The organism is Microbispora sp. NPDC088329 (genome assembly GCF_040685655.1).
Classification (GTDB): domain Bacteria; phylum Actinomycetota; class Actinomycetes; order Streptosporangiales; family Streptosporangiaceae; genus Microbispora.
The window spans coordinates 437,195-456,762 of the sequence record NZ_JBFBIP010000002.1 but is presented as its reverse complement, the minus strand read 5'-3'; the positions used below and the strand labels follow the sequence as shown (position 1 = coordinate 456,762).

The following is a 19,568-nucleotide window of genomic DNA, read 5'->3' as shown; positions in this document are numbered from 1 at the left end:
GTCCGAAAAGCCGTGCCGATTGCGAAAACCGGGCTTACCAGACCTGGATTCCGCCCCTTCCCGCCGCCCGGGGAACAGCCCGGAACGGTCCCGGGACGGGCGGGCGGGGAAGGAGCCGCGGCGGGGGTTCAGGACGGGCGGCCGGGGGAGGACGCCTCGGCGTAGCGCCGGCGCGGGATCCGCCCGGCGAGACGGGCCAGCCTCCCGGCCGTGACCGCCTGCCGCATGGCCGCGGCCATCAGGCCCGGCCGGTGCGCCCGGGTCACCGCGCTCGCCAATAGCACGGCGTCGCAGCCCAGCTCCATCGCCAGCGCGGCGTCGCTGGCCGTGCCGACGCCGGCGTCGAGGATCACCGGAACCGTGGCGGCCTCGACGATCAGCTCGATGCTGTGCGGGTTGCGGATGCCCAGCCCGGAGCCGATCGGGGCGCCCAGGGGCATCACGGCGGCGCACCCGGCGTCCTGGAGCCTGCGGGCCAGCGCCGGGTCGTCGCCGATGTACGGCAGCACCACGAAACCGTCGGCGACCAACCGCTCGGCGGCGTCGAAGGTCTCGATCGGGTCGGGCAGCAGGGTCCGCTCGTCGGCGATGACCTCCAGCTTGACCCAATCGGTCTCCAGCGCCTCGCGGGCCAGGCGGGCGGTCAGCACGGCCTCCCCGGCGGTGAAGCAGCCCGCCGTGTTCGGCAGCACCTTGATGCCGCGTGCGCGCAGCACGTCCAGCACCGAACCGCGCGACGCCGGGTCGAGCCTGCGCATCGCGACGGTCGTCAGCTCGGTGCCGGACTCCTCCAGCGCCTGGTCGAGCACCTCCAGTGACGGCGCGCCGCCGGTGCCCATGATGAGACGCGAGGTGAACTTCTCCCCGCCCAGCACGAAGACGTCGTCGGTCATGCTCATCCTCCCTGTACGGCGGTCAGCACCTCGACGCCGTCCCCGTCCGCCACATAAGTGGAGTCCCAGGCGCTCCGGCTCACCACCTCGCCGTTCACCGCGACCGCGACCCCTGACGTGAGGGACGTGAGGGTCCGTACGGCGTCGCCGACCGTGGCGCCGTCCGGCAGTTCGGCCGCGCCTCCGTTGATCGTGACTTTCACTCGCTGAATCTCCCTGGATCGCAGAACCCGGCGACGGAGGGCGCCTCGCCGCCGGTCAGGAACGCGGCGACGGCGTCGGCGGTGATCGGGGACAGCAGCACCCCGTTGCGCCCGTGCCCGGTCGCCGCGAACACGCCGGGCGGCCCCGCCGGGCCGATGAGCGGCAGGTTGTCGGGCGTGCCGGGGCGGAAGCCGACCGTCGTCTCGGTCAGTTCGAGCTCCGTGATGCCGGGCACCAGTTCGCGGGCGTCGCGCAGCAGCTCGTACACACCGCCGGCGGTGACCCGCGCGTCGTACCCCAGCTCCTGCGACGTGGCCCCCAAAGTGATCTCGCCGTCGCCCCGGGGGACCAGGTAGGCGGGGGAACCGTGCACCAGCCCCCGGACGCACCGGCTGAGGAACCCGCGAGGCCCGCGCAGCCGGAGGATCTCCCCCTTGATCGGGCGTACCGGCAGGCCGGGCAGCAGGGACGCCGACCACGATCCGGCCGCCACGACGACCTGGCCCGCGGCGACGGCGGTGCCGGACTCCAGCCGCACGGACGGGCCGCCCGTCCCGGAGGCGTCGATCCCGGCGACGCGCTCGGTGACCAGCGTTCCGCCCGCCTTCTCGAACGCCGTGAGCAGGGCGCGCACGACCCTGCGGGGGTTGACCCAGGCGTCGTCGCGGGCGAGCAGCCCGCCGCGTACGGAGGGGGCGAGCATGGGCTCGAAGGAGCGGCACTCGCGCCCGGTGAGCCGCTCGACCCGCAGGCCGAGCGTCCGCTCGAAGGCCGCGAGGTCGTCGAGGTAGGCCATGTCGTCCGCGCCGCGGGCGACCTCGAGCGTGCCCTCGGTGCGGTAGTCGAGGTCGGCGCCGGTCTCGTCCTCCAGTTCCGCGCGGAACGCCGGCCACGCCGCCAGCGAGGCGAGGCCGAGCCGCAGCAGCGGCTCCTCCGTGTAGGTCACCTCGCTGACGGGCGCGAGCATCCCGGCCGACGCGTACGTGGCGCCGCCTCCGGGCGCGGGGTCCACCACCGCCACAGACAGGCCCCGCCGTGCCGTGCGCCAGGCGGCGGCCAGGCCGGTCACGCCGCCACCCACGATCACGACGTCATAGCCGGACTGGGCATCGGATGGCGATGTGCGGGACACAGCGCTCCCTTCGCCGGCATTACCCGGATCAGGTCGGGGCGGTCGAGAGCCTCGCGCTCTCCTCTCAGCCCGGTCCGCCGGGCTCCCGCGCGTCTTACGCCCACCAGCGTAGTACGTCGCCCATAACGGCCGATCGCCGGACCGGCGGCCGCACGCGAACGTCCCGACCCGGGCGGTCCGGTGAGTACGTGGCGTTTCCTCACAAGGTGGGCCCCCACGGAAGTGCGCGTCAATTGCCCAACTCGTTATGGGGGGCCCGTTGGCCAGGGCCCCGGTTGACAATCTATGGTCAAGCTGTGGATCACGTCGTGGTGGTGGGTGCCGGCCTGGCCGGCGTGCGAAGCATCGAGGCGTTGAGGGCCCGTGGGTTCACCGGCCGCATCACGCTCATCGGCGAGGAACACCATCGCCCCTATGACCGGCCTCCGCTGTCGAAGGCGGTGCTGCTCGGAGGCACCGACTCGACCGTGGTCGACTCCGATCTCGACGCCCTCGACGTGCGGCTGTGCCTCGGCACGGCGGCCAAGGGCCTGCGTGACGGCGTGCTGGAGACGACCGAGGGCGAGCTGGACTACGACGGCCTGGTCATCGCCACCGGCGCCACGCCGATCCGCCTGCGCGGCGAGGGCGTCCAGCACGTGCTGCGCACGATCGACGACGCGCTGGCGCTGCGCGAGCGGCTGGTCCCCGGCGCCCGCGTGGCCGTCGTCGGGGCCGGCTGGATCGGCGCCGAGGTCGCCACGGCCGCGGCCAGGGCCGGTTGCCGGGTGACCGTCGTGGAGGCGGGGGAGAGCCCGCTCGCCGTGGCGCTCGGGCCCGCCGTCGGCAGCCACACGGCCTCCTGGTACGCGCGGGCGGGCGTCGAACTGCTTCTCGGCGCGATGGTCGGCACCGTGGACGCCGACGGCCTCACGCTCATGTCCGGCGCCCGGGTGCCGGCCGACGTGATCGTCACCGGCGTCGGCGTGCGCCCGGCCGTCGACTGGCTGAAGGGCTCGGCCGTCCGGCTCGACGACGGGGTGGCCGTCGACGAGCACCTGCGCACGTCGCTGCCCAACGTGGTGGCGGTGGGCGACTGCGCGAACTGGTGGTCGCGCAGGTTCCGCACCCGGCTGCGGGTCGAGCACTGGGACACCGCGCTCCAGGCTCCCGACACCGCCGTCGCCACCCTGCTGGGCGAGGAGGCGGTCTACGACCCCGTGCCGTACTTCTGGTCGGAGCAGTTCGGTCACATGGTGCAGTTCGCCGGTCATCGGGAGGCCGGTGACCGCGTGCTGCTGCGCGGCGACCCGCGTACGGACGCGAAGTGGGCGGTGTGCTGGCTGACGGCGGAGGACCGGCTCGCCGCGGTGCTCACCGTCGACCGGCCGCGCGACGTGGTGCAGGGCCGCCGGATCGTCGAGAGCGGTCGGCGGCTCGATCCCACGCGGGTGGCCGACCCGGCCGTGCCGCTCCGCGACTGCATTATGACGTAATCGAGGTGTTTCCTGGCAGCTCCGCTGTGGTAAAGGTGGATCCGTGACGCTTACTGTTGCGAAGATCGACCGGGAGACCGACCAGCTCGTAGGGGAGTGGCTCCCCCTCTCGGAGGCCGCCAAGAAGCTCGGGCTCAGCATCGGCCGCGCCAAGCAGCTCCTCAAGGACAAGAAGCTCGCCGGCGTACGGCGGGGCGGCGGAGAGCCGCAGATCCCCGCGGTGTTCGTCGCGGACGGCGAGGTGCTCAAGGGCCTGCCCGGCACGCTCACCGTGCTGTCGGACGCCGGATACGACGAGGTGGAGTCGATCCGGTGGTTGTTCACCCCGGACGACTCGCTGCCGGGGGCCCCGATCGACGCGATCGTGAAGGGCCGGCACACGGAGGTCAAGCGCAGGGCCCAGGCCCTCGGCTTCTGACCGTCCCGCCCCGTGGCATTGTTGGTCGGGTGAACGACACCCGGCGACAGCGGCTCGCGCAGGCCAGGCTCTACCTCTGCACCGACGGCAGGAGGGACCGCGGCGACCTGGAGAAATTCCTCGACGCGGTCCTCGCCGGCGGGGTGGACATCGTCCAGCTCAGGGAGAAGGGCCTGGAGGCGCGCGAGGAGCTCGAGCTGCTCCAGGTCTTCCGCGCGGCCTGCGACCGGCACGGCGCGCTGCTGGCCGTCAACGACCGGGCTGACGTGGCCTACGCCGCCCGGCCCGACATCCTGCACCTGGGCCAGGACGACCTCCCGGTCCCGGTGGCCAGGGAGATCCTCGGTCCCGGCGTTCTCATCGGCAGGTCCACGCACTCCGCGGCGGAGGCGTCGGCCGCCGCGGTGGAGCCGGGTGTGGACTACTTCTGCTGCGGGCCGATCTGGCCCACGCCCACCAAGCCCGGACGCCCTGCGCCCGGCCCCGCGCTGCTCGAGCACGCCGCGCGCCTGGGCGCCGACCGGCCGTGGTTCGGCATCGGCGGCATCGACCTGGGCAACCTCGACGAGGTGATGGCGCACGGCGTGCGCCGCGCCGTGGTCGTCCGCGCCATCACCGAGGCCGACGACCCCGGCGCCGCCGCCGCGGCGCTCAGGGCGCGGCTGTCCGCCGTCCCGCTCTGACCCGGTACGCTCCCCGGGCGGCCGGACGCTCCGGGGATCCGGAGGTCCGGGAACGCCGTGGGGTCCGGGAGGCGGGGCCCCTCCTGCCGGGCGCGGCGGGTCAGGTGCGGCGGGAGGTCGCGGCGACCGCCAGGCCGGCCAGCGCCTCGCGGGCCCCCTCCTCGATCGGCGCCTGGTCGAGGGCGTGCAGCGCGTCGTCGAGATAGCGCTTGATCATGCCCTCGCACGAGACGAGCGCGCCCGTCTCCTCGATGACCGTGCGCAGCCGTCCGACCCCCTCGGCGTCCAGTCCGGGATCGCCGAGCAGGGCTCGCACGACCTCCGCCTGGGCGGGGGTGGCGGAGGCGAGCGCGCGTGCGATCAACACGGTCCGCTTTCCCTCGCGCAGGTCGTCACCGGCGGGCTTGCCGGTCTCGGCCGGGTCGCCGAACACGCCGAGGATGTCGTCGCGGAGCTGGAAGGCGATGCCCACCTGCTGGCCGTACTGCACGCAGAGCCGGTCGATCCACGGGTGCTGGGCCTGGGCGGCGAGGACGAGCCCGAGCCGGAGCGGCTGCTCGACCGAGTATTTCCCGCTCTTGTAGAGGGCCACCCGCAGCGCGCTGTCGAACGTGCTCTCGCCCTGCGCCTGTTCGAGTAGGTCGAGGTACTGCCCGCACATCAGCTCGGTGAGCATGTAATCGTGCAACGGCTGGGCGACGGCGATCGCCTCGGGCGCCAGGCCGCTGGTGCGCCACATCTCCCCGGCCCACACGAGCAACAGGTTCCCCAGCAGCACGGCCGAGCCCTCGCCGAACTGCCGCGCCGAGCCGTGCCAGCCCGCCTCGGCGTGCATCCGTTCGAACCGGCGGTGCGCCGACGGCATGCCCCGGCGCACGTCGCTCGCGTCCATGACGTCGTCGTGGATGAGCGCACTGGCCTGGAGCAGTTCCAGCGAGGCGGCGGCGAAATGCAGTCCCGGGTCGTCGCCGCCCCCGGCGGCGCGCCACCCCCAGTGGCAGAAGGCGGGGCGCAACCGTTTGCCGCCCGCCAGGAAATCCTCCGCGGCGGTGAGCAGGGCGGCCAAATGAGAATCACCGAAGTGTGGTCGCTGCCGGTCGAGGAACTCCCGGAGTGCGCGGTCCACCTCCGTACGGATGGAATCGAGCGAGACGGCGGAAGCGGTCATGCTCTGAGACTAACCGGGGTTGATCCGGACACCCAGCAGCAGATCCCCTTCAAGTGGGTTAACTCACTCCGTAAGGGAAAACGTCCACATAGCAAGACTGCGACCATCGGAAAAAGCGGAGCGCTGTAACCTCTCCTGTATGGCTCTCGGTCTGCCCTCGCGGCTTCCTGATCGCGTCCCGACGGTCCGCGAACTGCTGGCGGCGGGCGAGCGCTCGTTCTCGTTCGAGTTCATGCCGCCGAAGACCGACGAGGGGGAGCGCCAGCTGTGGCGGGCGATCCGCGAGCTGGAGGCGCTGCGGCCGACGTTCGTCTCCGTGACCTACGGCGCCGGCGGCTCGACCCGGGACCGCACGGTGGACATCGTCGAGCGGCTGGCGCACGAGACGACGCTGACCCCCGTCGCCCACTTCACCGCGGTCGACCACTCGATCCGCGAGCTGCGCCACCTCGTCGGCAGGTTCGCCGACGCGGGCGTGCGCAACATCCTCGCCGTACGCGGCGACCCGCGCGGCGGCAACCCCCTGGACGAGTGGGTCAAGCACCCCGAGGGGGTCCTGTACGCCGAGGACCTGGTGCGGCTGATCCGCCAGGCGGGCGACTTCTGCGTGGGGGTGGCCGCCTTCCCGTACAAGCACCCCAGGTCGGCGACCATCGAGTCGGACACCGAGTATTTCGTGCAGAAGTGCCGGGCCGGCGCGGACTACGCGATCACCCAGATGTTCTTCAGGGCGGACGACTACCTGCGGCTGCGCGACCGCGTGGCGGCCCGCGGGTGCGACACCCCGATCATCCCCGGCATCATGCCCGTCACCCAGATGAGCACGATCGCCCGGTCGGAGCAGTTGTCCGGCGCGCCGTTCCCGCCGGAGGTGGCCGAGCGGTTCGAGGCCGTCGCCGACGACCCCGTGGCGGTCCGCCGCCTGGGGATCGAGCACGCCGTCGAGCTGTGCCAGAAGCTTCTCGACGAGGGAGCGCCCGGCATCCACTTCATCACCTTCAACCGGTCGAGCGCGACCCGCGAGGTGTTCCAGGCGCTGCACAGCGTGCCGGCCGCCGTCGCCGGCTGAGCCCCGGCCGTCCCGCCGGCCTCCGTCAGTGTTCGCGTCCGTCAGTTCTCGCGGGCTTCGCGCCCGGGCAGCGGCAGCCGCACCCCGGCGATGACGTACTCCTCGTAGCCGCCGGGGAAGACGAACCGGGTCATCAGGTCGGCGAACCCCACGTCTCGGTAGAGGTGCCGGGCCACCGTGGGCGCGTCGTGCGTCGACAGCACGGCCGTGCGCTCCGGGCGGTCCTCGCACAGTGCGTGGATCAACCGACGGCCGATTCCCCGGCCCTGGTGTTCCGGGCGCACGTGGATCTCGGCGATCTCCAGGGCGTCGCCGAACCAGTCCTCCGCCACCACCGGCCCGGCCCGGTCCTGCAGCGCCCCGCGTACGACGTCGTGCCACCACTGCCCGCGGCCGCCGTGGAAGCCGTACGCGAAGCCGGCGACGCCGCCGGGCTCCTGCGTGTCCTCGGCGAGCACGCAGGCGAAGTCGGGATAGGTGGCGTGGTTGCGCATGATCGCCAGGCGGCCCGCGAGCTGGTCGGACGGCGGGCGCATGGCGACCGTGTAGATCTCCAGCACCGTGTCCAGCACCGCCCTGAATCGGTCGGCCCCCACCCGTCGCAGTTCGATCACGCGTCGCACACTAGCAAAACCCGGCAGGACCGGTCCGCAGGCGTCATTCCACCTCGGCGGCCGTGCCCCCGGTGATGCGCAGCAGCTCCTCGTAGGACGTGGGGAAGACGGTGTGAGGGTGGCCCGCGGCGGCCCACACGACGTCGTGCTTGCCCAGCCACGCGTCCACCAGCGTCCGTACGGGCGCGGGGTGCCCGACCGGGGCGACGCCGCCGATGGGTTGACCGGTGTGCTCGCGGACGAATTCCGGGGTGGCCCTGCGTACCTTCGCCGCGCCCACGAGCCGGGCGATCAGATCGGTGTTCACCCGGTGGGCGCCGCTGGTCAGCACCAGCAGCGGGGCGCCGTCCGCGTCGAAGATCAGGCTGTTGGCGATCGCGCCGACCTCGCAGCCGAGCTGTGCCGCCGCCGTGGCGGCGGTCGGGGCGGCCTCGTCCAGGACGACGACGCGGCCCTCCACCTCGTGGGCCCGCAGGGCCTCCTGAACCCGGACGACGTTGGGATGCAACTTTTCTGCCACCCGGTCACTCTAAACGGATTGCCAGGACATACGCGGCCGATTATGGCCACTTACGATCACGCGGCTCACAATCGGACCGTAAGGTGAGTCCTTTGATCGAGAAACGGACTTATGAGGGGGTTGGTCATGATGAGAGGTCGACGGCGACTGCTCGTCGCGGTGGGGGCGGCGACGTTCGCGACCGCCTTCGCGGCGACCGGCGTGAGCGGCACGGCGCAGGCACGCACCGACGCGTCCGCGGGGGTCGTGACCACTGGGACCGTGCTCCCGGCGTCCACGGCGCTCCCCGCGCTCGCGGCACGGAGCGCCGTTCCCGCCCGCGCCACCGGTTACCCGTCGTTCACCGCCCCGGGCAAGACGCTCAAGCTCGGCGCCAAGGGCTCCGCCGTCAAGGCGCTGCAGGCCCGGCTCAAGGAGCTGGGATACGTGCCCGGCAGCCTCGACGGCCAGTATGGCGGGGCCACACTGACGGCGGTCTGGGCGTTCCAGAAGGTGCAGGGGATCACGCCGACCAGCACGATCGCCGCCCGCACCTGGAGGGCGCTGGAGAATCCCCGCGCGCCCAAGGTTCTGGTGTCCGGGGGCAAGGCGAATCGCGTCGAGGTGAACCTGACCAAGCAGGTTATGGTTTTGTATCGGGGCGGTGAGCCGGTGCTGATCAGCCACATCTCCAGCGGCAGCGGCGTCCCCTACACCGAGTACGCCACCTGGAACGGCAAGCGGCAGCGCTTCTCCGGCAGCGCCCGCACGCCGACCGGCGACTACAAGACCACTTGGCGGGTCAAGGGCTGGCACCGGTCCTACCTGGGGCAGCTCTACAACCCCGTCTTCTTCAACGGCGGCATCGCGCTCCACGGCGCGCTGTCGGTGCCGCTTTATCCGGCCTCGCACGGCTGCGTGCGGCTGCCCATGAACGTGGCCGAGATCCTGCCGGGCATGCTCGGCAAGGGGGTCCCGGTGCACGTCAGGGGCGCCTTCCGGCGCTAGTTCCACCCCGGAGGGGCCCCGCGCGAGGTGGTCGCGCGGGGCCCCTTCGTCCTCTGCCGCCCCCTTTTGTGACGCAGTCCTCGAACACGTATTCGTTGACATCCTTGACAGGCGAGATGATCGAATCTATGTTCGATGGGGTGGGCGCGAGACTCGCGGCTCGCGCCCACCCCGTTGGATTCGTGCCTTCGTCGTCGGCGGAGACGGATGCGGCACGGCCCGCGGCGTGGGCCGGACGGGGAGAGGGGAAGCTCCTCGTCCGGCCGCCCACGGGACAAAGCGTCGGGCGATCTCGGGCGGTTCACGAGATCTCCCGGCCGGCGAAATTGTCGGTGCGGTCTGCGACTGTGAAGTCACCGGCGACCTTCGCCGGAGTGCCACGACTCAAGGAGGCGGGCATGACTGAGCAGAACGACGATCAGAAGAGCGGGCCCCGGCTCTCTCAGGCGGTTCTGGCACACCTCGCGGACGCCAGGGCATGCCTCGCGGACGCCACCGTCGGGCCCACCCCCGCGGACCGCTACGTGTCGGCCCATCTGGCGGCCCTGCGTGCGGCGGCCGGAATCCTCGCGGCCCGTCCACGTCCGATGGACGGCCGCAGGCGGCGGCTGCGCAGCGCCTGGGAGCTGCTGCCGGAGGCCGAGCCCAAGCTCGCGGACTGGGCGGCCTACTTCGCGGTGAGCGCGACCAAGCGTGCGGCGGCCGAGGCCGGAATGGTCCGCGCCGTCACGCAGAACGACGCGGAGGAAATCATAGCGGAGGCGGACAGGTTCGTCGGAGAGGTGGAGTCGATCCTCGGCCTGCCCGGCCGGCCCACCCTGCCCATGGCAGGCTGACCTCCGTCTCCGGCCATGGCCCGGTCCTCGCCGCGCGTCGTGTGATCAGACGGGGTCGCGCTCCAGGGGGCAGCTCATGCAGCGCGGCCCGCCGCGTCCGCGGCCGAGCTCGCTGCCGCGGATCGTGATGACCTCGACGCCGTGCCTGCGCAGGTGGTTGTTGGTCGTGGTGTTGCGTTCGTAGGCGATCACCACACCCGGCTCCAGCGCCAGCACGTTGCAGCCGTCGTCCCACTGCTCTCGCTCGGCCGCGTGCACGTCCTGCGTCGGCGTCAGGACCTTGATGTCGTCCAGGCCGAGGGCTCGCGCGATCGCCTTGTGCATGTCCTCCGGCGGGTGATCGGTGACCTTGAGCTCCTTGTCGGTGTCGCCCGGCTCCACCGTGTAGGAGGGGAGCATGCCGAGCCCGGCGTATTTCGTGAACACGCCCACGTCGACGTTGGTCATCACGGTGTCGAGGTGCATGAACGCACGGGTCTTGGGCAGATCGAGCGCCACGATGCGGGTCGCCGATCCCGCGCGGAACAGGTTGGTCGCGAGCATCTCGACCGCCTGCGGCTGGGTGCGCTCGCTCACGCCGACCAGCACCACGCCGTCGCCGAGCACCAGGACGTCGCCGCCCTCGATGGTGGCCGGGGCCATCCGCACGCCCTCGTACCAGACGTTGAACCCGCCGCCGGCGGGGTTGCCGTATCCCGCGGCGAACAGCGGGTGCCACCGGTAGACCGCCTCGTAGTTGACGGTCTCCCGCCTGCGCGCCTTCTTGCGCATCGGGTTGATCGAGACCCCGTCGTACACCCAGCAGGAGGTGTCGCGGGCGAACAGGTGGTTGGGCAGCGGAGGGAGGACGAAATCGTCCATGCCCAGCGTGTGGAAGGTGATGGAGCCCGGGTCGCAGCCCAGCTCAATGATCTCGCGTTTGATGATCCCGCCGGTCAGCAGCGGTGCGAGCGTGTCCGCGTCGAGGGCGTCGAGCGTGTTGCGGATCGCGTCGGCGGCCAGCGGGCCGAACCAGTGCTCGTCGACGCTGCCGTCGAGGATGTGCTTGCGCGCGTCGGGGATCTCGATCACCTCCCGCAGGAGGTCGCCGAGGTGGTGCACCTCGACGCCGCGCCCGGCGAGCACCTCGCACCACTCCCGGTGCTCCTCCAGCGCGCGGTGCACCCACAGCACGTCGTCGAACAGCAGGCCGTCCTTGTTGCCCGGGGTGAGCCGCTTGAGCGCGAGTTCGGGGATGTCGACCAGGACGCGGCGAAGCCTGCCCACCTCGGAGCCCACGTGAAACGTCATATCCTGCCTATCCCCGCGTGACAGGAATCACTCGTACCGGCGGCTCCCCGATGCGGAGGCGCCGCCCGTGACTACGCCGAGAGGGCGGGCACGGGGAGCCGCGTACGGACCGGACGGGAGGTCAGAAGGACTCGACGGCGCGGCGGGCCTCCGCGTCGAGCACGCCCCAGTGGATGAACTCCTCGGTCAGCTCGACCGGCGACTTGTCGTAGATGACCGCGAGCGAGCGCAGGTCCTCCTGCCGGATCGACAGCACCTTGCCGTTGTAGTCGCCGCGCTGGCTCTGGATGGTGGCGGCGTAACGGGCAAGCGGACCGGCCTTGTCCTTCGGCAGCTGCGACAGCCGCTCCAGATCGATGACCAGCTTGGGAGCGGGCGCAAGCGGGCTGGGGGCGGCTCCGCCCGGAAGAAGCTCGGACACCGGCACTCCGTAGAAATCCGCGAGCTCTGCGAGCTTCTGCACGGTCACCGCGCGGTCGCCCCGCTCATAGGAGCCCACGACGACGGCCTTCCACCGTCCGCGGGACTTCTCTTCCACACCGTGCAGGGACAGCCCCTGCTGGGTCCGGATGGCGCGCAGGCGCGCGCCCAGCGACTTGGCGTAGTCAGACGGCATCGTTGGGCCCCCGGCTTTCTATGTCTCTTCTCACTTGATTGTGCGTCCTTGTCCTAAGCGTTCCGAACACCGGGGCTGGCGCCGTGACCGGCACCTTCGGTGACCGCTGCGTCGGGTTTTACCCAGGAAGGTCGCGTGTTGTGGTTACGGACAGTGACGGTAAAGCCGACACTCCCAAAGGTCAAGCTGATTGGAAAAAAGAGCGTCAAACAGTGCTCTCACCGAAATCCCCGACACCCGGTGTGATGCGGCTTCCGACCCCTGCCACGTCCCCCGCACGTCCCCGGTCTTCCGCCTCGCGTCCTCGTCACGCCGCGGGTGAACGACCCCTCCGCGGGGCATCGCCCCTGGCGGGAGGGGGGTTCCCAGACGGCCCTGATACTCTAAGCAGACCTGACACCCTTTTAAGACCCGTCCCGTGAGGCGGGAAAGGTGGTGAGTTTCATGTCTGATGCCCGAAATCAGGCCCGTTCCGTCCTGGAGGGGCCCGACATCCACCGGGCGCTCACACGGATCGCGCACGAGATCATCGAGCGGACCAGGGGCGCGGAGAGCGTCGTCCTGCTCGGCATCCCCACCCGTGGCGCCACCCTCGCGCAGCGCCTGGCCGGGCGCATCGCGCAGTTCGAAGGGATCAAGGTTCCCGTCGGCGCCATCGACGTCACGATGTACCGCGACGACCTGCGCCTGCGGCCCGCGCGCCCGCTCGGCCACACCGATCTGCCGCCGGACGGCGTCGACGGCAGGACCGTCGTCCTCGTCGACGACGTCCTCTACTCCGGCCGCACCGTGCGCGCCGCGCTCGACGCGCTGAACGATGTGGGCAGGCCCAGGGCGGTCCAGCTCGCCACGCTCGTGGACCGCGGCCACAGGGAGCTTCCGATCCGCGCCGACTACGTCGGCAAGAACCTGCCGACCTCCAAGAGCGAGAAGGTCAAGGTCTTCCTGGAGGAGACGGACGGGCGCGACGCGGTCGTGCTCATCAAGGAGGACGACCGATGAAGCAGCACCTGATCTCGGCCGGCGACCTCGCCCGCGACGACGCGCTCCTCATCCTCGACACGGCCGAGGAGCTGGCCCGGGTCTCGCAGCGGTCCATCAAGAAGCTGCCGACGCTGCGCGGCCGCACGGTGGTGAACCTCTTCTACGAGGACTCCACCCGGACCCGCATGTCCTTCGAGGCCGCGGCCAAACGCCTGTCGGCCGACGTCATCAACTTCTCCGCCCGCGGGTCGAGCGTGTCCAAGGGCGAGTCGCTGAAGGACACCGCGCGCACCCTGGAGGCCATGGGCGCCGACGCCGTCGTGATCCGGCACGGCGCCTCGGGCGCGCCGCACCGCCTGGCCACCTGGGTGCGCGGCAGCGTGGTCAACGCCGGGGACGGCACCCACGAGCACCCCACCCAGGCGCTGCTCGACGCCTTCAGCGTCCGCCGCAGGCTGGGCCGGATCGAGGGCCTGAAGATCGCCGTCGTCGGCGACGTGCTGCACAGCCGGGTCGCCCGGTCGAACGTGCTGCTGCTGCACACGCTCGGTGCGGAGGTGACGCTGGTCGCGCCGCCGACCCTGCTGCCGGTCGCGGTGGAGAGCTGGCCCTGCCAGATCTCCTACGACCTCGACGCCGTGCTGCCCAAGTCGGACGTCGTGATGATGCTGCGGGTCCAGCTCGAACGGATGAACGCGGCCTACTTCCCCTCGGCGCGGGAGTACAGCCGCCGCTACGGCCTCGACCGCGACCGGTTCGCCCGCCTGCACGACGACGCCATCGTCATGCACCCCGGCCCGATGAACCGCGGCATGGAGATCTCCGCGGAGGTCGCCGACTCGCCGCGCTCGACGATCGTGGAGCAGGTCGCCAACGGCGTGACGGTCCGGATGGCCGTTCTCTACCTGCTGCTCGGCGGTTCCGAGCCGGCGATCGGCGGCGCCGAATGAGCACGTACGACCTTCACGAGGAGACTGTGACCACCATCCTCATCAGGGGCGCCCGGATCCTGGGCGGCGCCCCGAGCGACATCCTGCTGCGCGACGGCGCCGTGGCGGAGACGGGCGGCCTCGCGGGCACGCGGGCGGACCAGACGATCGACGCCGACGGGCTGATCGCCCTGCCCGGCCTGGTGGACCTGCACACCCACCTGCGCGAGCCGGGCCGGGAGGACGCGGAGACCGTCGAGACCGGCACCCAGGCCGCGGCGCGCGGCGGATACACCGCCGTCCACGCCATGGCCAACACCTCCCCGGTCGCCGACACCGCCGGCGTCGTGGAGCAGGTCTGGCGGCTGGGCCGCGAGCACGGCCACTGCGACGTCCAGCCCGTGGGCGCGGTGACCTCCGGTCTGGAGGGCCGCCAGCTCGCCGAGCTCGGCGCGATGGCCGACTCCGCGGCCCGCGTGCGGGTCTTCTCCGACGACGGCAAGTGCGTGTCGGACGCCGTGCTGATGCGCCGGGCGCTGGAGTACGTCAAGGCGTTCGACGGCGTCATCGCCCAGCACGCCCAGGAGCCGCGGCTGACCGAGGGCGCCCAGCTCAACGAGGGCGCGGTGTCGGGCAGGCTCGGACTGACCGGCTGGCCGGCGGTCGCCGAGGAGGCGATCATCGCCCGTGACTGCCTGCTCGCCGCGCACGTCGGGTCCCGGCTGCACGTCTGCCACGTCTCCACCGCCGGGTCCGTCGAGATCATCCGCTGGGCCAAGTCGAAGGGCTGGGACGTGACCGCCGAGGTCACCCCGCACCACCTGCTGCTGACCGACTCCTGCGCGGAGAGCTCGCCGCTCGGGTCGTACAACCCGATCTACAAGGTCAACCCGCCGCTGCGCACCGACGAGGACGTGCGGGCGCTGCGCGAGGCGCTGGCCGACGGCACGATCGACTGCGTGGCCACCGACCACGCGCCTCACCCGGTCGAGGACAAGGAGACCGAGTGGGCCGCGGCGGCCATGGGGATGATCGGCCTGGAGACGGCCCTGTCCGTGGTCCAGGAGGCCATGGTCGAGACCGGGCTGCTCGACTGGGCCGGCGTCGCCGACCGCATGTCCGCGCGGCCGGCCAGGATCGGCCGGCTGGCCGGGCACGGCCACCCGATCGAGCCCGGCGTCCCCGCCAACATCACGCTGTACGACCCGTCGGTCCGGCAGCCCGTGGACCCGGCGGCGATGGCGTCGAGGAGCCGCAACACCCCCTACGAGGGACTGACCCTGCCCGGCCGCGTCGTCGCCACCCTCCTGCGCGGCCGTCCCACCGTTCTCGAAGGGAAGCTCGTATGACAGCCCTGCTCGTGCTCGAGGACGGACGCGTCTTCGAGGGAACGCCGTACGGCGCCGTTGGCGAGACGTTCGGCGAAATGGTCTTCAACACCGGCATGACCGGCTACCAGGAGACGCTCACCGACCCCTCCTATCACCGCCAGATCGTGGCGATGACCGCGCCGCACATCGGCAACACCGGTGTGAACGACGAGGACCCGGAGTCCGGCAGGGTCTGGGTCGCGGGCTACGTGGTGCGCGAGCCGGCGCGGATCCCGTCGAACTGGCGCTCCCGCAGGACGCTCGACGACTACCTGCGCGACCAGGGCGTCGTCGGCATCGCGATGCCCGGCACCCGCGCCCTCACCCGTCACCTGCGCGAGCGCGGCGCGATGCGCGCGGGCATCTTCAGCGAGGGCGGCGAGGTCGCCGAGCTGGTCGAGCGGGTGCGGCGCTCGCCCGGCATGGAGGGCGCGGACCTGGCCCGCGAGGTCAGCACGGGCGAGCCCTACGTCGTGCCGGCCGTGGGGCGCAAGCGCTTCACCGTCGCGGCGGTCGACCTCGGCATCAAGGCCATGACCCCGCAGCGGATGTCCGAGCGGGGCTGCGAGGTGCACGTGCTGCCCGCGACCGCCAAGGCGGCCGACATCCTCGCCCTCGACCCCGACGGCGTCTTCTTCTCCAACGGCCCCGGCGACCCCGCCGCCGCCGGATACGCGGTCGAGTCCCTGCGGGAGGTGCTGGGCGAGAGCGTGCCGTTCTTCGGCATCTGCTTCGGCAACCAGATCCTCGGCCGGGCGCTCGATCTCGGCACCTACAAGCTGCGGTACGGCCACCGCGGGGTGAACCAGCCGGTGCAGGACCGAAGGACCGGCAAGGTCGAGATCTCGGCGCACAACCACGGTTTCGCCGTGCGGGCGCCGCTGGACGGGCCCTTCGAGACGCCGTACGGCGCGGCGGAGGTCAGCCACGTCAACCTCAACGACGACTGCGTGGAGGGGCTGCGCCTGCTGGACCGCCCGGCGTTCAGCGTGCAGTACCACCCCGAGGCGGCCGCGGGCCCGCACGACGCCGCGTACCTGTTCGACGAGTTCTGCGAGCTGATGGAGAAGAAGGGGGCCCAGGGTGCCTAAGCGTACGGACATCAGGTCCGTCATGGTGATCGGCTCCGGCCCGATCGTCATCGGACAGGCGTGTGAGTTCGACTACTCCGGCACCCAGGCCTGCCGCGTCCTGCGCAGCGAGGGCTTCCGGGTCATCCTCGTCAACAGCAACCCGGCCACGATCATGACGGACCCGGAGTTCGCCGACGCCACCTACGTCGAGCCGATCACGCCGGACATCGTCGAGAAGATCATCGCCAAGGAGCGGCCCGACGCGCTGCTGCCCACGCTGGGCGGCCAGACGGCGCTCAACACGGCCGTGGCGCTGCACGAGGCGGGCGTGCTCGACAAGTACGGCGTCGAGCTGATCGGCGCCGACATCGACGCCATCCAGGCGGGGGAGAACCGCGAGCGGTTCAAGGAGATCGTCGCCAAGGTGGCCGCCGAGCGCGGCCTCAACGCCGAGTCGGCGCGCAGCGTGATCTGCCACACCATGGACGAGTGCCTGCGCGGGGCCGACGTGCTGGGCTACCCGCTCGTCGTCCGCCCGAGCTTCACCATGGGCGGCGCCGGCTCCGGCTTCGCCCACGACGAGCAGGAGCTGCGCCGCATCGCCGGCGCCGGCCTCGACGCGTCCCCGACCACCGAGGTCCTCCTGGAGGAGTCGATCCTCGGCTGGAAGGAGTACGAGCTGGAGGTCATGCGGGACCGCAACGACAACGTGGTCATCGTGTGCTCCATCGAGAACATCGACCCGATGGGCGTCCACACCGGCGACAGCGTGACCGTGGCGCCCGCGCTGACCCTGACCGACCGCGAGTACCAGAACATGCGCGACGTCGCGATCGCGGTCATCCGCGAGGTCGGCGTCGACACCGGCGGCTGCAACATCCAGTTCGCGGTCGACCCGCAGACCGGCCGGATGATCGTCATCGAGATGAACCCGCGTGTGTCGCGGTCGTCGGCGCTGGCGTCCAAGGCCACCGGCTTCCCGATCGCCAAGATCGCCGCCAAGCTCGCGATCGGCTACACCCTCGACGAGATCCCCAACGACATCACCAAGGAGACCCCGGCGTCGTTCGAGCCGTCGCTCGACTACATCGTGGTCAAGGTGCCGAGGTTCGCGTTCGAGAAGTTCGCCGGGGCCGACGAGACGCTGACCACCCACATGAAGTCGGTCGGCGAGGCGATGGCGATCGGCCGATCGTTCCCCGAGGCGCTGCAGAAGGCGCTGCGGTCGCTGGAGAAGAAGGGGTCCTCGTTCAGCTGGGCGGGAGAGCCGGGCGACCTGGACGAGCTCCTGGAGGCCTGCCGCAGGCCCCACGACGGGCGGCTGCGCACGATGCAGCAGGCCATCAGGGCGGGCGCCACCCCCGAGCAGGTCCACGAGGCCACGAAGGTGGACCCGTGGTTCGTCGACCAGCTCTTCGCCATCGACGAGGTCGCCCGGTCGATCACCGCGCTCGACCGGCCCACGCTCGAGCTGGCCAAGCGGAACGGCTTCAGCGACGCGCAGATCGCCGAGATCCTGGGCGTGCCGGAGGCCGAGGTGCGGGCCGAGCGCCACGAGCTCGGCGTGCGGCCCGTCTACAACACCGTGGACACCTGCGCCGCCGAGTTCGCCGCGCGCACGCCGTACCTCTACTCGGCGTACGACGAGGAGACCGAGGTGCCGGTGGGGGACCGGCCCAAGGTGATCATCCTGGGCAGCGGGCCCAACCGCATCGGCCAGGGCATCGAGTTCGACTACGCCTGTGTCCACGCCTCGTTCGAGCTGGCCAAGGCCGGCTACGAGACCGTCATGGTCAACTGCAACCCCGAGACCGTCTCGACCGACTACGACACCTCCGACCGGCTCTACTTCGAGCCGCTCACGCTGGAGGACGTCCTGGAGGTCGTGCACGCCGAGCAGGAGACCGGGCCGGTCGCCGGCGTCATCGTGCAGCTCGGCGGCCAGACGCCGCTCGGGCTCGCGCAGGCGCTCAAGGACGCCGGGGTGCCGGTGGTCGGCACCTCGCCCGAGTCGATCCACCTCGCCGAGGAGCGCGGGGCGTTCGGCCGGGTCCTCGCCGAGGCGGGGCTGACCGCGCCCAAGCACGGCACCGCGATGACCGTGGACGAGGCCAAGGCCGTCGCCGACGAGATCGGCTACCCCGTGCTCGTACGGCCGTCGTACGTGCTCGGCGGGGCGGGCATGGCCATCGTGTACGACGAGGACACGCTGGCGACCTACATGGCCAGGGCGGCCTCCGAGCACCCGGTGCTGATCGACCGGTTCCTCGACGACGCCATCGAGATCGACGTGGACGCGCTGTTCGACGGCGAGGAGCTCTACCTCGGCGGCGTCATGGAGCACATCGAGGAGGCCGGAATCCACTCCGGCGACTCGGCGTGCGCCCTGCCCCCGATCACGCTGGGCGGGTTCGACATCAAGCGGATCCGCGCGGCCACCGAGGCCATCGCCCGCGGCGTGGGCGTGCGCGGCCTGCTGAACGTCCAGTACGCCCTGGCCTCCAACGTGCTGTACGTCCTGGAGGCCAACCCCAGGGCCAGCCGTACGGTGCCGTTCGTGTCCAAGGCCACGGCGGTGCCGCTGGCGAAGGCGGCGGCACGGGTGATGCTGGGCGCGACGATCGCCGAGCTGCGCGCCGAGGGCATGCTGCCGGACGGGTACGACGGCGGCACGCTGCCGATGGACGCGCCGGTGGCGGTCAAGGAGGCGGTGCTGCCGTTCAACCGGTTCCGCGGCGTGGACATCGTGCTCGGGCCGGAGATGCGCTCGACCGGCGAGGTCATGGGCATCGACGAGTTCTTCGGCACGGCCTTCGCCAAGTCGCAGCTGGCGGTCTACAGCTCGCTGCCGACCAAGGGGCGGGCGTTCGTCTCGGTCGCGAACAAGGACAAGCGGGCCATGATCTTCCCTGTGAAGGTGCTCGCGGACCTCGGTTTCGAGATCCTGGCCACGGAGGGCACCGCCGAGGTGCTGCGCCGCAACGGCGTACGTGCCAAGATCGTGCGCAAGCACAGCGAAGGCACCGGTCCCGACGGCGAGCCGACGATCGTGCGGCGCATCCTCGACGGGGAGGTGGACCTCATCGTGAGCACTCCGTTCGGCAGCCCCGGCCAGTCCGGGCCGCGCCTGGACGGGTACGAGATCCGCACCGCCGCCGTCAACCGCGGCATCGCGTGCGTCACGACCGTCCAGGGCCTGGCGGCCGCCGTCCAGGGCATCCTGCACATCGCCAGGGGCGACATCGACGTGCGTTCCCTCCAGGAACACGCCAGGAGGCTGCGAGACTAGCCCGAACACACGCGGAGG

19 protein-coding genes and 1 riboswitch are annotated in these 19,568 nt (G+C 71.5%); of the genes, 11 read left to right on the top strand and 8 right to left on the bottom strand.

Going from position 1 to position 19,568, the window contains the following annotated elements; genetic code table 11:
* Nucleotides 1–128: 128 nt before the first annotated feature.
* The 3 genes from AB0O28_RS06535 to thiO form a co-directional block, all read right to left on the bottom strand.
* Nucleotides 129–899 (bottom strand): thiazole synthase, encoded by a 771-nt coding sequence (locus tag AB0O28_RS06535; RefSeq protein ID WP_363636965.1) that lies wholly within the window; start codon nucleotides 897–899, stop codon nucleotides 129–131.
* Entirely contained in the window at nucleotides 896–1,096 is a 201-nt protein-coding gene (gene thiS / locus AB0O28_RS06530) for a sulfur carrier protein ThiS (protein ID WP_363636963.1), read from the bottom strand. The genes AB0O28_RS06535 and thiS overlap by 4 nt, the downstream gene beginning before the upstream one ends.
* Nucleotides 1,093–2,229, bottom strand: a complete 1,137-nt coding sequence (thiO, locus tag AB0O28_RS06525) for a glycine oxidase ThiO (protein WP_363636961.1) — start codon at nucleotides 2,227–2,229, stop codon at nucleotides 1,093–1,095. Before thiO ends, thiS begins: the two co-directional genes overlap by 4 nt.
* A riboswitch (TPP riboswitch) is annotated at nucleotides 2,218–2,328 on the bottom strand. (Overlaps the previous gene by 12 nt.)
* 197 nt (nucleotides 2,329–2,525) lie before the next feature.
* On the opposite strand from thiO, the gene AB0O28_RS06520 reads away from it, so the two are divergent.
* Genes AB0O28_RS06520 through thiE form a run of 3 tightly spaced genes read left to right on the top strand, consistent with a single transcriptional unit; the run spans nucleotide 2,526 to nucleotide 4,805 of the window.
* Nucleotides 2,526–3,704: an FAD-dependent oxidoreductase gene (locus tag AB0O28_RS06520; protein ID WP_363636959.1), complete on the top strand. Its 1,179-nt coding sequence runs from the start codon at nucleotides 2,526–2,528 to the stop codon at nucleotides 3,702–3,704.
* Between the two features lie 43 nt (nucleotides 3,705–3,747).
* The gene (locus AB0O28_RS06515) at nucleotides 3,748–4,122 is read left to right on the top strand and encodes an Rv2175c family DNA-binding protein (RefSeq protein ID WP_363636957.1); all 375 of its coding nucleotides are present in this window, start codon (nucleotides 3,748–3,750) and stop codon (nucleotides 4,120–4,122) included.
* Nucleotides 4,123–4,151: 29 nt separating this feature from the next.
* A complete protein-coding gene (gene thiE / locus AB0O28_RS06510; RefSeq protein WP_363636955.1) occupies nucleotides 4,152–4,805 on the top strand; it encodes a thiamine phosphate synthase in 654 nt (217 codons plus the stop codon).
* Between the two features lie 100 nt (nucleotides 4,806–4,905).
* Here thiE and AB0O28_RS06505 read toward each other — a convergent pair whose 3' ends face one another.
* Nucleotides 4,906–5,973 (bottom strand): polyprenyl synthetase family protein, encoded by a 1,068-nt coding sequence (locus AB0O28_RS06505; protein WP_363636953.1) that lies wholly within the window; start codon nucleotides 5,971–5,973, stop codon nucleotides 4,906–4,908.
* A gap of 139 nt (nucleotides 5,974–6,112) precedes the next feature.
* On the opposite strand from AB0O28_RS06505, the gene metF reads away from it, so the two are divergent.
* Nucleotides 6,113–7,042, top strand: a complete 930-nt coding sequence (metF, locus tag AB0O28_RS06500; protein WP_363636951.1) for a methylenetetrahydrofolate reductase [NAD(P)H] — start codon at nucleotides 6,113–6,115, stop codon at nucleotides 7,040–7,042.
* Between the two features lie 41 nt (nucleotides 7,043–7,083).
* On the opposite strand, the gene AB0O28_RS06495 is transcribed toward metF, so the two are convergent.
* Nucleotides 7,084–7,656: a GNAT family N-acetyltransferase gene (locus AB0O28_RS06495; RefSeq protein WP_363636949.1), complete on the bottom strand. Its 573-nt coding sequence runs from the start codon at nucleotides 7,654–7,656 to the stop codon at nucleotides 7,084–7,086.
* A gap of 43 nt (nucleotides 7,657–7,699) precedes the next feature.
* Entirely contained in the window at nucleotides 7,700–8,176 is a 477-nt protein-coding gene (locus tag AB0O28_RS06490) for a YbaK/EbsC family protein (protein ID WP_363636947.1), read from the bottom strand.
* Between the two features lie 126 nt (nucleotides 8,177–8,302).
* Here AB0O28_RS06490 and AB0O28_RS06485 point away from each other — a divergent pair, with 126 nt between their 5' ends.
* Both AB0O28_RS06485 and AB0O28_RS06480 read left to right on the top strand, forming a co-directional pair.
* Nucleotides 8,303–9,163, top strand: coding sequence for a L,D-transpeptidase family protein (locus AB0O28_RS06485; RefSeq protein ID WP_363636945.1), 861 nt, complete (start codon nucleotides 8,303–8,305; stop codon nucleotides 9,161–9,163).
* 398 nt (nucleotides 9,164–9,561) lie between these two features.
* Nucleotides 9,562–9,999 (top strand): SAV_6107 family HEPN domain-containing protein, encoded by a 438-nt coding sequence (locus AB0O28_RS06480; RefSeq protein WP_076432068.1) that lies wholly within the window; start codon nucleotides 9,562–9,564, stop codon nucleotides 9,997–9,999.
* Between the two features lie 45 nt (nucleotides 10,000–10,044).
* On the opposite strand, the gene AB0O28_RS06475 is transcribed toward AB0O28_RS06480, so the two are convergent.
* Together AB0O28_RS06475 and AB0O28_RS06470 are read right to left on the bottom strand one after the other, a co-directional pair.
* The gene (locus AB0O28_RS06475; protein ID WP_363636943.1) at nucleotides 10,045–11,289 is read right to left on the bottom strand and encodes an arginine deiminase; all 1,245 of its coding nucleotides are present in this window, start codon (nucleotides 11,287–11,289) and stop codon (nucleotides 10,045–10,047) included.
* A gap of 121 nt (nucleotides 11,290–11,410) precedes the next feature.
* On the bottom strand, nucleotides 11,411–11,905 hold the full coding sequence (locus tag AB0O28_RS06470; RefSeq protein WP_030508976.1) for a transcriptional regulator: 495 nt from the start codon (nucleotides 11,903–11,905) through the stop codon (nucleotides 11,411–11,413).
* 444 nt (nucleotides 11,906–12,349) lie between these two features.
* Here AB0O28_RS06470 and pyrR point away from each other — a divergent pair, with 444 nt between their 5' ends.
* Genes pyrR through carB form a run of 5 tightly spaced genes read left to right on the top strand, consistent with a single transcriptional unit; the run spans nucleotide 12,350 to nucleotide 19,550 of the window.
* A complete protein-coding gene (pyrR, locus tag AB0O28_RS06465; protein WP_363636940.1) occupies nucleotides 12,350–12,907 on the top strand; it encodes a bifunctional pyr operon transcriptional regulator/uracil phosphoribosyltransferase PyrR in 558 nt (185 codons plus the stop codon).
* Entirely contained in the window at nucleotides 12,904–13,839 is a 936-nt protein-coding gene (locus AB0O28_RS06460; protein ID WP_363636938.1) for an aspartate carbamoyltransferase catalytic subunit, read from the top strand. Before pyrR ends, AB0O28_RS06460 begins: the two co-directional genes overlap by 4 nt.
* A 26-nt stretch (nucleotides 13,840–13,865) precedes the next feature.
* A complete protein-coding gene (locus AB0O28_RS06455) occupies nucleotides 13,866–15,167 on the top strand; it encodes a dihydroorotase (RefSeq protein ID WP_363636936.1) in 1,302 nt (433 codons plus the stop codon).
* Nucleotides 15,164–16,279, top strand: coding sequence for a glutamine-hydrolyzing carbamoyl-phosphate synthase small subunit (gene carA / locus AB0O28_RS06450; RefSeq protein ID WP_363636934.1), 1,116 nt, complete (start codon nucleotides 15,164–15,166; stop codon nucleotides 16,277–16,279). The genes AB0O28_RS06455 and carA overlap by 4 nt, the downstream gene beginning before the upstream one ends.
* Nucleotides 16,272–19,550, top strand: coding sequence for a carbamoyl-phosphate synthase large subunit (gene carB / locus AB0O28_RS06445; RefSeq protein WP_363636932.1), 3,279 nt, complete (start codon nucleotides 16,272–16,274; stop codon nucleotides 19,548–19,550). Before carA ends, carB begins: the two co-directional genes overlap by 8 nt.
* Nucleotides 19,551–19,568: the final 18 nt, after the last annotated feature.

Coding starts and splice junctions, on each gene's coding strand:
- AB0O28_RS06470 (WP_030508976.1), bottom strand. CDS start 11,905: ATGCCGTCTGACTACGCCAAGTCGCTGGGCGCGCGCCTGCGCGCCATC.
- AB0O28_RS06460 (WP_363636938.1), top strand. CDS start 12,904: ATGAAGCAGCACCTGATCTCGGCCGGCGACCTCGCCCGCGACGACGCG.
- AB0O28_RS06475 (WP_363636943.1), bottom strand. CDS start 11,289: ATGACGTTTCACGTGGGCTCCGAGGTGGGCAGGCTTCGCCGCGTCCTG.
- AB0O28_RS06480 (WP_076432068.1), top strand. CDS start 9,562: ATGACTGAGCAGAACGACGATCAGAAGAGCGGGCCCCGGCTCTCTCAG.
- metF (WP_363636951.1), top strand. CDS start 6,113: ATGGCTCTCGGTCTGCCCTCGCGGCTTCCTGATCGCGTCCCGACGGTC.
- pyrR (WP_363636940.1), top strand. CDS start 12,350: ATGTCTGATGCCCGAAATCAGGCCCGTTCCGTCCTGGAGGGGCCCGAC.
- AB0O28_RS06505 (WP_363636953.1), bottom strand. CDS start 5,973: ATGACCGCTTCCGCCGTCTCGCTCGATTCCATCCGTACGGAGGTGGAC.
- carA (WP_363636934.1), top strand. CDS start 15,164: ATGACAGCCCTGCTCGTGCTCGAGGACGGACGCGTCTTCGAGGGAACG.
- AB0O28_RS06485 (WP_363636945.1), top strand. CDS start 8,303: ATGATGAGAGGTCGACGGCGACTGCTCGTCGCGGTGGGGGCGGCGACG.
- AB0O28_RS06535 (WP_363636965.1), bottom strand. CDS start 899: ATGAGCATGACCGACGACGTCTTCGTGCTGGGCGGGGAGAAGTTCACC.